Origin of the sequence: Aeromonas sobria (genome assembly GCF_050266975.1) — a bacterium.
Lineage (GTDB): Bacteria > Pseudomonadota > Gammaproteobacteria > Enterobacterales > Aeromonadaceae > Aeromonas > Aeromonas sobria_B.
This window is the reverse complement of sequence record NZ_JBKISU010000003.1, coordinates 141,844-156,956: the sequence shown is the minus strand read 5'-3', so window position 1 is coordinate 156,956 and position 15,113 is coordinate 141,844. Positions and strand designations below refer to the sequence as shown.

The 15,113-nt window shown below is 61.7% G+C and carries 10 protein-coding genes and 6 tRNA genes; 10 read left to right on the top strand and 6 right to left on the bottom strand.

Going from position 1 to position 15,113, the window contains the following annotated elements; genetic code table 11:
- Positions 1-132: 132 nt before the first annotated feature.
- From alaS to ACLHZ1_RS02965, 9 genes are all read left to right on the top strand, one after another.
- A complete protein-coding gene (gene alaS, locus ACLHZ1_RS03005; RefSeq protein ID WP_427260909.1) occupies positions 133-2,757 on the top strand; it encodes an alanine--tRNA ligase in 2,625 nt (874 codons plus the stop codon).
- Between the two features lie 16 nt (positions 2,758-2,773).
- On the top strand, positions 2,774-4,021 hold the full coding sequence (locus ACLHZ1_RS03000; protein WP_408794101.1) for an aspartate kinase: 1,248 nt from the start codon (positions 2,774-2,776) through the stop codon (positions 4,019-4,021).
- A gap of 93 nt (positions 4,022-4,114) precedes the next feature.
- Positions 4,115-4,303, top strand: coding sequence for a carbon storage regulator CsrA (gene csrA, locus ACLHZ1_RS02995; RefSeq protein ID WP_408794103.1), 189 nt, complete (start codon positions 4,115-4,117; stop codon positions 4,301-4,303).
- Positions 4,304-4,517: 214 nt separating this feature from the next.
- Positions 4,518-4,610, top strand: a tRNA-Ser gene (locus ACLHZ1_RS02990).
- Between the two features lie 4 nt (positions 4,611-4,614).
- A tRNA-Arg gene (locus ACLHZ1_RS02985) sits at positions 4,615-4,691 on the top strand.
- Between the two features lie 98 nt (positions 4,692-4,789).
- A tRNA-Arg gene (locus ACLHZ1_RS02980) sits at positions 4,790-4,866 on the top strand.
- Between the two features lie 24 nt (positions 4,867-4,890).
- Positions 4,891-4,967 (top strand) — tRNA-Arg (locus ACLHZ1_RS02975).
- A 29-nt stretch (positions 4,968-4,996) separates the two neighbouring features.
- Positions 4,997-5,073, top strand: a tRNA-Arg gene (locus ACLHZ1_RS02970).
- 28 nt (positions 5,074-5,101) lie between these two features.
- Positions 5,102-5,178, top strand: a tRNA-Arg gene (locus ACLHZ1_RS02965).
- Positions 5,179-5,573: 395 nt separating this feature from the next.
- Here ACLHZ1_RS02965 and pbpG read toward each other — a convergent pair.
- The 6 genes from pbpG to pepA form a co-directional block, all read right to left on the bottom strand.
- Positions 5,574-6,401: a D-alanyl-D-alanine endopeptidase gene (gene pbpG / locus ACLHZ1_RS02960; RefSeq protein ID WP_427260908.1), complete on the bottom strand. Its 828-nt coding sequence runs from the start codon at positions 6,399-6,401 to the stop codon at positions 5,574-5,576.
- A 131-nt stretch (positions 6,402-6,532) separates the two neighbouring features.
- Positions 6,533-7,204 carry a DedA family protein gene (locus ACLHZ1_RS02955; RefSeq protein ID WP_427260907.1) on the bottom strand — a complete coding sequence of 224 codons (672 nt, stop codon included), beginning with the start codon at positions 7,202-7,204 and terminating at the stop codon, positions 6,533-6,535.
- Positions 7,205-7,209: 5 nt separating this feature from the next.
- Positions 7,210-8,514, bottom strand: a complete 1,305-nt coding sequence (locus ACLHZ1_RS02950) for a hemolysin family protein (RefSeq protein ID WP_427260906.1) — start codon at positions 8,512-8,514, stop codon at positions 7,210-7,212.
- Positions 8,515-8,667: 153 nt separating this feature from the next.
- Positions 8,668-11,535 (bottom strand): valine--tRNA ligase, encoded by a 2,868-nt coding sequence (locus ACLHZ1_RS02945; protein ID WP_427260905.1) that lies wholly within the window; start codon positions 11,533-11,535, stop codon positions 8,668-8,670.
- A gap of 66 nt (positions 11,536-11,601) precedes the next feature.
- Positions 11,602-12,057: a DNA polymerase III subunit chi gene (locus ACLHZ1_RS02940; RefSeq protein WP_427260904.1), complete on the bottom strand. Its 456-nt coding sequence runs from the start codon at positions 12,055-12,057 to the stop codon at positions 11,602-11,604.
- 162 nt (positions 12,058-12,219) lie between these two features.
- Positions 12,220-13,728 (bottom strand): leucyl aminopeptidase, encoded by a 1,509-nt coding sequence (gene pepA / locus ACLHZ1_RS02935; protein ID WP_408794118.1) that lies wholly within the window; start codon positions 13,726-13,728, stop codon positions 12,220-12,222.
- Between the two features lie 171 nt (positions 13,729-13,899).
- Between pepA and lptF the strand changes: the two genes are divergently transcribed.
- Entirely contained in the window at positions 13,900-15,024 is a 1,125-nt protein-coding gene (gene lptF / locus ACLHZ1_RS02930; protein WP_427260903.1) for an LPS export ABC transporter permease LptF, read from the top strand.
- Positions 15,025-15,113: the final 89 nt, after the last annotated feature.

The window sequence follows — 15,113 nt, the reverse complement described above, 5'->3', positions numbered from 1 at the left end:
CAGCGCTATCCTGTGGGGCCCCGCCAACCCCGGCTTTTTCCGGGCCCCGTGGCCTGCGGGTTTTACTTTACTGCGCAGAAAACTTACATTAGGGCGATTAAAAGTCCGTATCCGAATCAAGCAGGATTTTCCATGTATATGTCCACGTCAGAGATCCGCAGCGCGTTTCTCGAGTACTTCCGCTCTCAGGGGCACCAGGTGGTGTCGTCCAGTTCACTGGTGCCGCACAACGATCCGACTCTGCTGTTCACCAACGCCGGGATGAACCAGTTCAAGGATGTCTTCCTCGGTGCCGACAAGCGCGCCTACAACCGGGCCACCAGCTCCCAGCGCTGTGTGCGTGCCGGTGGCAAGCACAATGATCTGGAAAACGTGGGCTATACCGCCCGTCACCATACCTTCTTCGAGATGCTGGGCAACTTCAGCTTCGGCGACTATTTCAAGCAGGATGCCATTCGCTTCGCCTGGGAGTTCCTGACCGGTACCCTCAAGCTGCCCAAGGAGCGTCTGCTGGTCACCGTCTATGAGACAGATGACGAGGCATTCGACATCTGGGCCAAGGAGATCGGCGTCCCGACGGATCGCATCGTGCGCATCGGCGACAACAAGGGGGCGGCCTTCGCTTCCGATAACTTCTGGCAGATGGGCGACACAGGCCCCTGCGGCCCCTGCACCGAGATCTTCTATGACCATGGCGACCATATCTGGGGTGGCCCTCCCGGCTCAGCAGAAGAGGATGGCGATCGTTTCATCGAGATCTGGAACGTGGTCTTCATGCAGTTCAACCGTCAGGCCGATGGCACCATGGAGCCGCTGCCCCGTCCGTCCGTGGATACCGGCATGGGCCTGGAGCGCATCTCCGCCATCATGCAGGGGGTGCACTCCAACTACGAGATCGACATCTTCCAGGCGCTGATCAAGAAGGCGGCCGAGATAGTGGGTTGCAGCGATCTGAACAACCAGTCCCTGCGGGTCATCGCCGACCACATTCGCTCTTGCGCCTTCCTGATTGCCGACGGCGTCATGCCCTCCAACGAGGGGCGTGGCTATGTGCTGCGTCGCATCATACGTCGCGCCGTGCGCCACGGCCGCAAGCTGGGTGCCACCGAGGTCTTCTTCTACAAACTGGCCGCCGAGCTGTCGGTGCAGATGAAGGATGTGGCCGAGGAGCTCATCGCCCAGCTGCCGCTGGTCGAGCGCGTGCTGCGCATCGAGGAAGAGCAGTTCGTCCGCACTCTGGATCGGGGCCTGCTGCTGCTCGAAGACGTGCTGGCAAACCTGGGTGATGCCAAGGTCGTGCCGGGCGAGGTGGTCTTCAAGCTCTATGACACCTACGGCTTCCCGGCGGATCTGACCGCCGACGTGGTGCGCGATCGCGATATCGCCATCGACGAAGCCGGTTTCCATGCCGAGATGGCGAAGCAGCGCGCCCGTGCCAAGGAAGCGTCCAGCTTTGGCGTCAACTACAACGACGTGCTCAAGCTCGATTTCGAGACCCCCTTCACCGGCTACAAGACGCTAGTCGAGCAGAGCAAGGTGCTGGGCATCTACAAAGAGGGCGTTCAGGTGAGCGGCCTCATCGCCGGCGAAGAGGCCGTGGTGGTGCTGGAGCAGACCCCCTTCTACGCCGAGTCTGGCGGTCAGGTGGGTGACACCGGGATCATCCGGGTGGATGACGGCATCTTCGCCGTGACCGATACCCAGAAGGCGGGCAAGGCCATCGTCCACACCGGTTACCTGGAGCTGGGCACCCTGGAAGAGGGCGCCACCGTCGTGGCCGAGGTCGATGGTGAACGCCGTCAGGCCGTGGCCCTCAACCACTCCGTCACCCACCTGCTGCACGCGGCCCTGCGTCAGGCCTTGGGGGATCACGTGACCCAGAAGGGCTCTCTGGTGGGCGCCGAGCGTCTGCGCTTTGACTTCTCCCACTTCGAGGGGCTGACCATGGCGACCATTCGCCGGGTCGAGGAGCTGGTGAACGCCCAGATCCGCGCCAACCACGAGGTCGCCACCCAGGTGATGGATCTGGAAGCGGCCAAGGCGGCCGGTGCCATGGCGCTGTTTGGCGAGAAATACGAAGATGACGTGCGCGTCGTGCGCATGGGCGACTACTCCACCGAGCTGTGTGGCGGGACTCACGCCAAGCGCACCGGTGACATCGGCTTCTTCAAGATCATCGCCGAGAGCGGCATCGCCGCCGGCGTGCGTCGCATCGAAGCGGTGACCGGCAAGGGCGCCATCGATTTCATGCACCAGATCGGTGAGCAGATCGAGGAGGCCGCGGCCCTGGTGAAGGGGGATCAGTTCTCCATCGCCGACAAGGTGCGCCAGATAATGGACAAGGCCAAGATGATGGAGCGCGAGCTGGAGCAGCTCAAGGCCAAGCTGGCCGCTCAGGCCGGTAACGATTTGCTGGGCCAGGTGATCGAGATCAATGGCCAGAAGGTGCTGGTGGCTGCGCTGGAAGGGGCGGATCCCAAGTCCCTGCGCGGCATGCTGGACGAGCTGAAAAACCAGATGAAGTCCGGTATCGTGCTGCTGGCGACCAGCGGTGAGGGCAGGGTCAATCTGATCGCCGGTGTGACCAATGACCTGACCGGCAAGGTCAAGGCTGGCGAGCTGGTCAATCTGGTGGCCCAACAGGTGGGCGGCAAGGGCGGTGGTCGTCCGGACATGGCACAGGCGGGGGGCACCCAGCCAGAGGCCGTGCCTGCGGCACTGCAATCCGTTCACTCCTGGCTGGAAGAGCGCCTGTAATCGGGCGAGGTGATCTGTGGCACTCTATGTACAGAAATTTGGCGGGACATCGGTAGGCACCCTGGAGCGGATCGAAGCGGTCGCCGAGCGGGTCGCGCAGACCAGGGCCCAGGGCCACGATGTGGTGGTGGTGGTCTCCGCCATGTCGGGGGAGACCAACCGCTTGCTGGGCATGGCCCAGCAGCTGGACCCCGATGCCAATCGGCGCGAGATGGACGTGCTGGTCTCCACCGGCGAGCAGGTCACCATCGCCCTGCTGGCCATCGCCTTGACCCGTCGGGCCTGCCCGGCGGTCTCCATGACGGGGGATCAGGTGCGTATTCACACCGATTCCGCCCATGGCAAGGCCAGGATCACCCACATAGACACGGCCTCGCTTCGCTCCGAGCTGGGGGCGGGCAAGGTGGTGGTGGTGGCCGGATTTCAGGGGCGTGATGAGCACAATGCCATCACCACCCTGGGCCGGGGCGGCTCCGATACCACTGCGGTGGCGATCGCGGCGGCACTGGAGGCAGACGAATGCCAGATATTCACCGACGTGGACGGGGTCTATACCACGGATCCGCGCATCGAGCCCAAGGCCCGTCGCCTCGCCACCATCACCTTCGAGGAGATGCTGGAGATGGCGAGCCTGGGAGCCAAGGTGCTGCAGATTCGGTCGGTGGAATTTGCGGGCAAGTACCGGGTGCCGCTAAGGGTGCTGTCGAGCTTCGTCGATGGCGAGGGAACCTTAATCACATATGGAGGTGAGAGGATGGAAGCTCCCCTGGTATCGGGCATAGCGTTCAACCGCAACGAGGCCAGCCTGACCATACTCGGTGTGCCGGACAGGCCCACGGTCGCGGCCCAGATCCTGGGTCCCATCAGCGATGCCAATATCGACGTGGACATGATTGTTCAGAATACGTTGGGGGATGGCAGTGCAGATTTTACCTTCACGGTGAATCGCGATGACTACCGTCGGGCCCGCGCCCTGCTGGAGCAGACCGCCAGCGACCTGGGGGCGGCCTGTGTTCAGGGCAATGGTGAGATAGCCAAGGTCTCCATCGTCGGGGTAGGGATGTGGAATCACCCTGGCGTGGCCCGTACCATGTTCAAGGTACTGGGTGAGGAGGGCATCAACATGCAGTTGATTTCCACCTCTGAAATCAAGATATCCGTGGTGATTGACGAGAAGTATCTGGAGCTGGCGGTGCGGTCCCTGCATGGCGCCTTTGGGCTGGATCAGGCGCCGAGCGAACAGCCGCTGGGCAACAATCCCTGATTGATTTAGTTTCAACCATTTACCATATCGATATCTTTGTAAGATAATGTCCCGTGTCGATATGAATACAAAACAGGATACAGGAGCAAGCGAATGCTTATTTTGACTCGTCGTGTAGGGGAAACCCTGATGATTGGTGACGAAGTGACTGTCACCGTACTGGGCGTGAAAGGCAACCAGGTACGCATCGGTGTGAATGCACCGAAAGAGGTTTCAGTACACCGCGAAGAGATCTACATGCGGATACAGGCCGAGAAAGTACCGGGCCAGCCGAGTTTCTAAGCCGCTTTTCATAGCTGCGTTCAGGCGACACCTTCCCGTGTCGCCTTTTGTTTTTCTGGGGGCTCAGCACGCTCTGCAAGGCAGCAAACTGCGGGATAAGTATCGATTTTGTTTGAATATTCCACGCTTTGGCCAAATGCTGAGCGAACACGCTTTTTTCTACAAAAAAGTGTTTGACTAAAAATCCCTGTGAAGTATTATCAGCCCCGCAAACGGAGAGGTGGCCGAGAGGCTGAAGGCGCTCCCCTGCTAAGGGAGTATGCGGCTTATACCCGCATCGGGGGTTCGAATCCCCCCTTCTCCGCCATTTTGCGCCCGTAGCTCAGCTGGATAGAGTACCTGGCTACGAACCAGGTGGTCAGAGGTTCGAATCCTCTCGGGCGCACCATATTACGACTCGCAAGGGTCATGTGTTGACCATCAGCAAGTCGACACGTTAGAAAAGGCTTACTGATGAGTAAGCTTTTTTTATCGCTTTAAATCAGGGCGCCCGTAGCTCAGCTGGATAGAGTACCTGGCTACGAACCAGGTGGTCGGAGGTTCGAATCCTCCCGGGCGCACCATTTAAGGCACAACAAATTTCATGAGCGCCCGTAGCTCAGCTGGATAGAGTACCTGGCTACGAACCAGGTGGTCAGAGGTTCGAATCCTCTCGGGCGCACCATTTTGAAAGCAGTACACAAAAGTTTGTGAGCGCCCGTAGCTCAGCTGGATAGAGTACCTGGCTACGAACCAGGTGGTCAGAGGTTCGAATCCTCTCGGGCGCACCATTTTTGAAAGCAGTAAAAAAGTTGATGAGCGCCCGTAGCTCAGCTGGATAGAGTACCTGGCTACGAACCAGGTGGTCAGAGGTTCGAATCCTCTCGGGCGCACCATACAGACAGCCTCGACGTCAGTCGGGGCTGTTTTTTTATGTGCGCTATTCCCCCCGGCCGTGGGGCTCTGCAGCCCTGGTGGCGGGTCATGTGCCCTCTCACTGAACGCCACCGGCTGTTCCTGCCATTTGCCGTTCCCATCGCACTCTCTCATCGCACTGCCCATCGTCGTCTTGTCATCTCTCGACCTGGTATCAGACCCTGTCATTCAGCCTCTTGTCATCCCCACCCTATGCCACCTCCAGTCATTCACAGGCGCTGCTGCCGGCCGCTCGCATCACGAGGGGGCATGGGGCCAGGCTCTGGACGTTGCACGCCTTGGCGGCCGGCAGTGGCTTCTGGCGGGCAATAAAAAAGGATGCCGCAGCATCCTTTCTCCCTCTCTTATCCGGGCCTCAGCTCTTGAGCCACTTGCGGATGCGGTTGGCGTCACCGATGGGGGTGCGCTTGCCGAAGGAGTTGAGCAAGACGATGGCCAGCTCCTTGCTGTCCGGTTTGGCACGCATCAGCAGGCAGCGGCCCGCCTCGTTGGTAAAGCCGGTCTTGGAGAGGCGCACGTCCCAGTCCGGGTTCTTGACCAGGGGGTTGGTGTTGTTGAAATGGAGGCTGTAGCCCGGGGTGCGAAAGCGCATCTCTTGGTCGCCGTCCTGGGTGAACTGGCGGATCAGCGGTTGGCGATAGGCGGCCGAGAGGAGCCTGGCCAGATCCTGGGCGGTGGAGACATTGCTGCTGGAGAGGCCGGTGGCATCATGGAAGCGGCTGTTGCGCATGCCAAGTTGTTTGGCCTTGTGGTTCATGGCACGGATGAAGGCCGCGCGTCCCCCCGGGTAGTGGCGAGCAAGCGCCGAGGCCATGCGATTCTCCGAAGACATCAGCGCCAGGTGCATGGCGTCGCGACGGCTGATCCGGGTGCCCATGCGTATGCGGGAGTAGGTGTGCTTGAGGGCATCGCGATCCTGGCCATCCACGGTGAGGATCTGGTTGAGATCCTGCTTGGCATCGAGCACCACCAGCGCCGTCATCAGCTTGGTGAGGGAGGCGATGGGGCGTCGGCTGGTGGCGTTCTTCTGGTAGAGCGTCTTGCCGCTGTGCACGTCCAGCACCAGGGCGCTGCTCGAGCGCAGCTGCAGCTTGGCCGGGTTGGGCGCTGCCATGGCCTGGGCGGGCAGAAACAGGCCAGCCAATGTACTCAACAGCGCCAAGGCGCGGATCTGACCCCTCATACGACACTCCATCCAACACGAGAAAAAAGGCGGTAGATTCACGCATTTTTGCCCCGGCTTTACAAGGGGCCCAGCGGCTATTTTATTAATGAGCGTGATTAAAAAAGGCCATGTGATCATGGCCTCTTCGCTTACAGTGGCAGTCGCCCCGGCGCCCGCTTGCGCCGCACCAGGGTGCGCCAGAGCAGGGCCAGCAGACCGGCGGCGAGCAGCACCAGCGGCAGGTAGAGGATGATGCTGAGAAACTGGGTCTCGTACTGGGCCGCCAGCTTGGTGTGGCTCAGGTAGTAACCCAGGCTGACCAGGGGGCTGACCCAGAGGATGGAGCTGACGAGATTCACCATCAGGAAGCGCCCCTGGGGGATCTCGGTGGCCCCGACGATATAGGGGTAGACGGTGCGCACGAAGGCGATGTAGCGCGCCGTGATCAGGGTCAGGATGCCGTACTTGTCCAGCAGGTAAAACACCTTCTGCTTGTGCTTATCGTCCATGTGGGACATCAGGCGGTGGTAGGTGCGGGTGTGGCCGAGCAGGCGACCCTGCATGTAGCCGAGCCAGGTGCCGACGAAGGTGGCCAGGATCAGCAGGGGGACCACCCAGAGGGAGAGCACCCCCTGATAGATGAGCACCCCCGTCAGCAGCAGCAGGCTGTCGCCTGGCAGAAATGCTGTGGGGATGAAGCCATTCTCCAGCGCCAGAAACGTCAGCAGCACACCGCAGACCATGAAGGCCATCCTGGGATCGGACAGGGTGACCAGATCCTGGGACATGAAGGCGTGCGCCAGTTGATAGAACTGTTCCATCGCGTTTACTCCGCGGCTTGCGCCGTCTGCTCGGGCGCGGGCGTCGCCAGCACCTTGTCGATACGCAGACCATCCATGTCGACGATTTCCAATTGCCACTGGGCCAGGGCAACCTGATCCCCGGTCTGGGGCATGCGCCCCAGCAGCATCATGATGAGGCCACCCAGGGTGTGATAGTGGTGCTCCTCCTCCTCCGGCAGCCGGTTGAGCCCCAGGCAATCCTTCAGCTCGGGCAGGGGGATGAGGCCGTCGAGCAGCAGGCTGCCGTCGGCGCGCTGGTAGACCCAGTGATCCTGGGCCTCCCCTTGTTGAAAGTCACCGGCCAGGGCTTCCAGCAGATCCTGCTGGGTGACCAGCCCCTGCAACTCGCCATACTCATCCACCACCAGCACCATGTGCTCGGCGTGGCTGCGAAAATGGTTGAGCAGCTCCAGGCCGTTGAGGGTCTCCGGCAGCAGGCTGCCATCTTGGGTGAGGGCCGCCAGACTGATGGCCTCACCGCGCACATAGGCGTGCAGTACCTTGTTGACGTTGAGTATGCCCACCAGGTTGGAGAGGCTGCCGTCGCACACCGGGAAGAAGCTGTGGCCATACTCCACCATGCGCATCAGGTTGACCTCGGTGGGTTGGGCCAGATCCAGATAGCGGATGTCGCTGCGGGGCACCATCATGGACTCGAGGCGGCGCTCGTCGAGGCGAAACACGTTGCGCAGCATGGTGCGCTCATGGTCCTCGATGACCCCGGCCTGGGAGCCCTCCTCCAGCATGGCGTGGATCTCCTCCTGGGTCAGCTGATGGCTGTTCTCCTGGCTGATCCGCAGCAGCCGCAGGCAGCCATGGGTCGAGGCGGAGAGCAGCCAGACGAAGGGGCGGGTCAGGGTCGCCAGCCAAAGCATGGGGCGAGCCACCAGGCAGGCGATGCGCTCCGGGCTGATCTGGCCGAGACGCTTGGGTACCAGTTCGCCGACGACGATGGAGAGATAGGTGACGCTGACCACCACCAGCACGGTGGCGAGCAGGCTGCTGGCACTGGCGCTCAGCCCCCACTCCTGCAGCCAGAGGGCGAAGGGCTGGGCCAGCACGGATTCACCATAGATACCGTTGAGCAGGCCTATGCTGGTGATGCCTATCTGCACCGCAGAGAGAAAATGGGTGGGATCCTCGGCCAGCCGCAGGGCGATGGCGGCCGATCCTGAGCCCTCGGCGGCGAGTTTGCCGAGCCGCGCCTTGCGGGCCGTGACGATGGCGATTTCAGACATGGCAAAAATGCCGTTCAGTACGATCAATCCAATCAGGATCAACATTTCCATACAGGAAGCTAACTCCACGGGGTGAATACTGCGGCAGTGTAATGAATTTGACGAGGCAGCGCTTGTAAAACTCATGACGGCGCGTCGGCACGGCGGCCAGGGGAAACAAAAAAGCCCCCTGCAGGCAGGGGGCTCTTGGGAGGGGCGGACCCTTTACAGGGCGGCGATCTCGGCCTGCTGGGCCTCGAGTTTCACCAGCTGGTGACGGTAATCTTCCAGCTTCTCGCGCTCCTTGGCGATGACGGCGTCCGGCGCCTTGGCGACGAAGGCCTCGTTGCCGAGCTTGCCTTCGATGCGGCCGCACTCACCCACCAGCTTGGCGACTTCCTTGGCCAGACGGGCCAGTTCGGCCTCCTTGTCGATGAGACCGGCCATGGGGATCATCAGCTCGGTGGCACCGATCAATTTCTTGACCGACAGCGGGGCGGTTTCACCATCCGCCAGCACCCGGATGGACTCCAGACGGGCCAGGGACTTGAGGAAGGCCTCGTTGTCACCGGCGCGCTGGGCGTCCTTGCCATCGCATTTGAGCAGCACGTTCAGGGCCACGCTCGGGGCCACGTTCATCTCGGCGCGGATGTTGCGGATGCCGACGATGAACTCCTTCACCCACTCCTGATCCGCCATGGCAGCGTCATCTACCTTGGCGGCATCGAATTCCGGGAAGGCCTGCAGCATGATGGTGTCGGCGTGCACGCCGGCCAGCGGGGCCACCGACTTCCAGATGGTCTCGGTGATGAAGGGGATGATGGGGTGCGCCAGACGCAGCAGGGTTTCAAGGACGCTGACGAGCGTGTGGCGGGTGGCGCGCTGCTCCGCCTCTGAGCCCTTGCCCAGCACCGGCTTGGTCAGCTCCAGATACCAGTCACAGAACTGGTTCCAGATAAATTCGTACAGCACGCCGGCCGCGATATCGAAGCGGTAGGTATCCAGCGCGGTGCGGAAGTCGCGGATAGCCACTTGCAGCTGGGACTGGATCCAGCGATCCGCCAGGCTGAACTGCATCTCGCCGCCGTGCTCTGCGCCAACACGGAAGCCACAATCCTGATCTTCGGTGTTCATCAGCACATAGCGGGAGGCATTCCACAACTTGTTGCAGAAGTTGTTGTAGCCGTCCAGGCGTTTCATGTCCCAGTTGATGTCACGACCGGTAGAGGCCAGCGCCGCCAGGGTGAAGCGCAGGGCGTCGGTACCGTGGGCCTCGATCCCTTCCGGGAACTGCTTGGCGGTACGCTTGCCGATCTTCTCGGCCATCTGCGGCTGCATCATGTTGCCGGTGCGCTTCTCCAGCAGATCTTCCAGGGAGATGCCGTCGATCATGTCGAGGGGATCGAGCACGTTGCCCTTGGACTTGGACATCTTCTGGCCTTCTTCGTCGCGGATGAGGCCGGTGATGTAGACGGTCTTGAACGGGACCTGTGGCTGGCCGTTCTCGTCCTTGATGAAGTGCATGGTCATCATGATCATCCGGGCAATCCAGAAGAAGATGATGTCGAAGCCGCTCATCAGCACGTCGGTGGGGTGGAAGGTCTTGAGCGCCTCTGTGTTGTTCGGCCAGCCCAGGGTGGAGAAGGTCCACAGGGCGGAGCTGAACCAGGTGTCGAGCACGTCTTCGTCCTGACGCAGCACGGTCACGGACGGAATGCTGTGCTTGGCACGCACTTCCGCCTCGTCACGGCCGACAAAGACATTGCCGGCGTCGTCATACCAGGCCGGGATGCGGTGACCCCACCACAGCTGACGGGAGACGCACCAGTCCTGAATGTCGCGCATCCAGGAGAAGTACATGTTTTCGTACTGCTTGGGCACGAACTGGATGCGACCATCTTCCACCGCCTCGATGGCGGTCTTGGCCATGGGGGCCACACGCACGTACCACTGGTCGGTCAGCATGGGCTCGATGGGCACGCCGCCGCGATCGCCGTAGGGCTGCTGCAGCACGTGATCCTTGATCTCGGCCAAGAGACCCAGTTCGTCCAGCTTGGCGACGATGGCCTTGCGGGCGGCGAAACGCTCCATGCCGGCGAACTCGCTCGGCAGGGCGGCGTCATAGGCTGTGCTGGGGTTGCCGTTGGTGTCGACCACTTCGGCCTCGGCACGCACATGGGCGTCCAGGGTGAAGATGTTGATCATCGGCAGGTTGTGGCGCTTGCCCACTTCGTTGTCGTTGAAGTCGTGGGCCGGGGTGATCTTCACGCAGCCGGTGCCCTTCTCCATGTCGGCGTGTTCGTCGGCAACGATGGGGATGAGGCGATTCACCAGCGGCAGCAGGATGTGCTGGCCGATCAGCGCCTTGTACCGCGGGTCTTCCGGGTTCACTGCGACCGCGGTGTCACCCAGCATGGTCTCCGGACGGGTGGTGGCGACGATCAGGTGATCCTGGCCCTCGGCAGTCTTGGCGCCGTTGGCCAGGGGGTAGCGCAGGTGCCACATGTGGCCCTTGATCTCGCGGTTTTCCACTTCCAGATCGGAGATGGCGGTGTTGAGCTTGGGATCCCAGTTCACCAGACGCTTGCCGCGGTACATCAGGCCATCTTCATAGAGACGCACGAACACTTCCTGCACGGCGGCCGAGAGGCCCTCATCCATGGTGAAGCGCTCGCGCTCCCAGTCCACGGAGTCGCCGAGGCGGCGCATCTGGCGGGTGATGGTGCCGCCGGACTCTTCCTTCCACTGCCAGATCTTGTCGATGAAGGCGTCACGGCCGTAGTCGTGACGGGTCTTGCCCTCTTCGGCGGCGATCTTGCGCTCCACCACCATCTGGGTGGCGATACCGGCGTGGTCGGTGCCCGCCTGCCACAGGGTGTTCTTGCCCTGCATGCGGTTGTAGCGGATCAGGGTGTCCATCAGGGTCTGCTGGAAGGCGTGACCCATGTGCAGGCTGCCGGTGACGTTGGGCGGCGGGATCATGATGCAGAAGGAGTCTTTGCTGGTGTCGCCGTGGGGCTTGAAGTAACCCTGGGCTTCCCAGTGCTGATAGAGCGCCTGTTCGATGGCGTTGTGATTAAAAGTCTTTTCCATGGTCTCGCCGTAATCTGGATGGATGGAGTCTGGGTGTTGAGTCGTCGTGGATCGAGGGTGGCACAGTCAGGGCTGCGCCGGATCCGGTGCGGCAAGGACGGGCTGATCCCTCATTTCGAGGGTGTGGCCCGCCTGGCGATAGTGCTTGTAGCGCTCGCGGGCTTGCTGCTTCTGCGTTTCGTCAGTGGGGACAAAATCTACCACTTGAGCGAAGTGTCCTGCAAACAAAGGTGTCTGCCGGGCCAGGTTGATGAGGCGGGCATAGCGCCGTTTCGGCGGCTGATGGCCAATCTCCACCGGGGCCTGACCGCTCTCCCCCTGCAACTGGTGCGGCACGAAACGATCCGGTGGCAGTTGCCACAAGAGCTCGTCCAGGCGCAGGGCCTGGGCCTCGTCGTCGCAGAACAGATAGAGGTGGCCCGCGCTCCACGACTCGGCCGCCAGCTGGCAGGCGAGGCGTTCGACCGCAGACGCCTGCGCGTCGTCCGGCTCACTCATCAGGTAAAAGGTCACTTGGCTCATCAGGTTGATCCCGTTTGGCTGTGACGGACGCTTGACCGCCGCGAGGGTCGACGGCGGGTGTGCCTGCCGACGCTCAATGAAACAAGGAAGAGGCGAGCCTCTTCCTTGTGGTACTGGGCAACTCCCGGGCTTCCGACGCATCCATCGGAAGGGGCAGGGGAGTTACTCTTTCTCTTCGATATCGACGCCGGCCCGGTTGAGCAGGAACTGGGTCAGCAGGGGCACGGGGCGCCCGGTGGCGCCCTTGTCCTTGCCGCTCTTCCAAGCGGTACCGGCCACATCCAGGTGGGCCCAGTTGTACTTCTTGGCAAAGCGCGACAGGAAGGCGGCGGCGGTGATGGTGCCGGCCGGACGGCCCCCTATGTTGGCCATGTCGGCGAACGGGCTCTCCAGCTGTTCCTGGTACTCGTCGAACAGGGGCAGGCGCCAGGCGCGATCGCCCGCCTGCTCGGAGGCACCCAGCAGCTCGTGGGCCAGCGGGTTGTGGTTCGCCAGCAGGCCCGAGGTGTGGTGGCCCAGGGCGATGATGCAGGCACCGGTCAGGGTGGCCACGTCGATGACCGTATCCGGGTCGAATCTGTCCACATAGGTGAGGGCGTCGCACAGCACCAGGCGACCCTCGGCGTCGGTGTTGAGCACTTCGATGGTCTGGCCGGACATGGAGGTGAGGATGTCGCCCGGGCGATAGGCGTTGCCACCCGGCATGTTTTCACAACCTGCCAGCACGCCGACCACGTTGATGGGCAGTTGCAGCTCGGCCAGGGCGTGCATGGTGCCGAGCACGGAGGCGGCGCCACCCATGTCGTACTTCATCTCGTCCATGCCGTCCGCCGGCTTGATGGAGATGCCGCCGGAATCGAAGGTCAGCCCCTTGCCCACCAGCACGATGGGCTTGGCCTCGGGATGACCCTTGTATTCGATGATGGCCATCATGGCTTCGTTCTCGGAGCCGCGGGCCACCGCCAGGTAGGAGTTCATGCCGAGCTCGGCCATCTCCTGCTCACCCACCACCTTGGTGGTGATGTTGTCGAAGGCATCGGCCAGACGACGGGCCTGGGAGGCGAGATAGGCCGGGTTGCAGACGTTGGGCGGCATGTTGGCCACGTCGCGGCAGACGCGCACCCCCTTGGCCACGGCCAGACCGTGGGCGATGGCTTTCTCGCCTATGGTCAGTTCCCGACGCGTCGGCACGTTGAACACCAGCTTGCGCAGGGGGCGGCGTGGCTCGGCCTTGTTGGTCTTGAACTGATCGAAGCTGTAGAGGCCCGCCTTGGTGCTCTCCACCGCCTGACGCACCTTCCAGTAGGTGTCCCGACCCTTGACGTGCAGCTCGGTCAGGAAGCAGACAGCCTCCATGGAGCCGGTTTCGTTCAGGGTGGTGATGGTCTTGTTGATGATCTGCTTGTATTGGCGTTCGTCGAGCTCCCGCTCCTTGCCACAACCCACCAGCAGCACCCGTTCGCTCAACACGCCCGGTACTTGATGGAGCAGCAGCATCTGGCCTGGTTTCCCTTCCAGGTCACCACGGCGCAGCAGCGAGCTCAGGTAGCCATCGCTGATCTTGTCCAGTTGTTCGGCCACCGGAGAGAGGCGGCGGGGTTCAAACACACCCACCACGACGCAGGCGCTGCGCTGCTTCTCAGGACTGCCACTCTTTACACTGAACTCCATGGAATCTCCTACATCCTAAAGACAAAAGGCACCTTTTATTGAATAATGCAGTGCTTGTTGGGTATCAGAGGCGGAGCGAACAGCCATAGGCTCCGCAGTTCAAACTGGTAAAAATCCAATATAGGGCCCTATTTTTCAGGCATTCGACTAAAAACACAAGTTTACTTGGGAATGACTGTGATCGTTTTCCGATATTTGTTCAGGGAAACCCTGAAAACCCAGCTGGCGGTGTTGTTCGTACTCCTGCTTATCTTCGTCAGCCAGCAATTCATCAAGATCATTGGCGATGCCGCCGATGGCGAGGTGCCGACGCGCCTGATCTCCACCCTGATGCTGCTCAACCTGCCCAATATGGCGCTGCTGATGCTGCCTATCAGTCTGTTTTTGGCCATCTTGTTCGCTCACGGTCGTCTCTATGCCGAAAGTGAGATGACGGTGATGCATGCGGTGGGGGTGAGCCCGCGCCGGGTCATGCTGACCACCATGGTGCTGGCCCTGCTGACCGCCCTGGTCGCCGGCTTCAACACCGGCTGGGTCGCGCCGCTCGCCAAGGAGCGCGAGTATCAGGTGATCGATGAATTCAAGGCCGATCCCGGCATCTCCTTCCTGCAGGCGGGGCGCTTCATGGACCTCGACGGCGGCAAGCTGGTGGCCTATATCCAGGATCTCAATGACAAGGGATCCGTGCTGCAGAAGATCTTCGTGCTGCAGCGGGCCCAGGGCACGACGCCGCCCTCCGTGGTGATCGCGACCGAAGGCCAGGTGACGGTGGATGAGAATGGTCTGCAGTGGCTGACCCTGAAGGATGGCTCTCGCTACGAGGGGGACTTCAACACCAGGAAATTCCAGATCTCCGATTTTCGGGAATACAGCCTGGTGATCCGTCAGCAGGAGGCAGAGCACTCCAATCGCAAGTCGGCGGCCAAGCCGACAATGGAGCTTTTTGGTACCCATGACAACCAGCTGATGGCCGAGTTGCAGTGGCGCATCTCCCTGCCGCTCTCCATCCCTGTGCTCACCTTCCTGGTGGTGCCCCTGGCCCGGGTCAATCCGCGCCAGGGTCGCTACGCCAAGCTGCTGCCGGCCATCTTGCTCTATCTCTCCTATTTCCTGTTGCTGTCCGCGGCGCGTTCTGCCATCGACAGCGGCCGCCTGCCCCACTGGCCCGGCATGTTCTGGGTGCCGATGGCCTATCTGCTGTTGATCGGGGTGCCGCTCAACCTGCAGGGGACCGCCTGGTGGAACGGGGCCAAGGGCCGCTTCTTCAACACGGGATCCGCCGATGCTGCCAAATAGGAATGCTGCCGATGCGTGACATTCTCGACAGGCATGCTCATAGGGTCGCCTTTATGTCGGACCTCTGCCGTGCGCGATATTTCAAGAGA

Bases quoted from the DNA above. Each gene is read 5' to 3' on its own strand.
- alaS (WP_427260909.1), top strand. From the start codon at position 133: ATGTATATGTCCACGTCAGAGATCCGCAGCGCGTTTCTCGAGTACTTC.
- csrA (WP_408794103.1), top strand. From the start codon at position 4,115: ATGCTTATTTTGACTCGTCGTGTAGGGGAAACCCTGATGATTGGTGAC.
- pbpG (WP_427260908.1), bottom strand. From the start codon at position 6,401: ATGAGGGGTCAGATCCGCGCCTTGGCGCTGTTGAGTACATTGGCTGGC.
- ACLHZ1_RS02955 (WP_427260907.1), bottom strand. From the start codon at position 7,204: ATGGAACAGTTCTATCAACTGGCGCACGCCTTCATGTCCCAGGATCTG.
- ACLHZ1_RS02950 (WP_427260906.1), bottom strand. From the start codon at position 8,514: ATGGAAATGTTGATCCTGATTGGATTGATCGTACTGAACGGCATTTTT.
- ACLHZ1_RS02945 (WP_427260905.1), bottom strand. From the start codon at position 11,535: ATGGAAAAGACTTTTAATCACAACGCCATCGAACAGGCGCTCTATCAG.
- ACLHZ1_RS02940 (WP_427260904.1), bottom strand. From the start codon at position 12,057: ATGAGCCAAGTGACCTTTTACCTGATGAGTGAGCCGGACGACGCGCAG.
- pepA (WP_408794118.1), bottom strand. From the start codon at position 13,728: ATGGAGTTCAGTGTAAAGAGTGGCAGTCCTGAGAAGCAGCGCAGCGCC.
- lptF (WP_427260903.1), top strand. From the start codon at position 13,900: ATGACTGTGATCGTTTTCCGATATTTGTTCAGGGAAACCCTGAAAACC.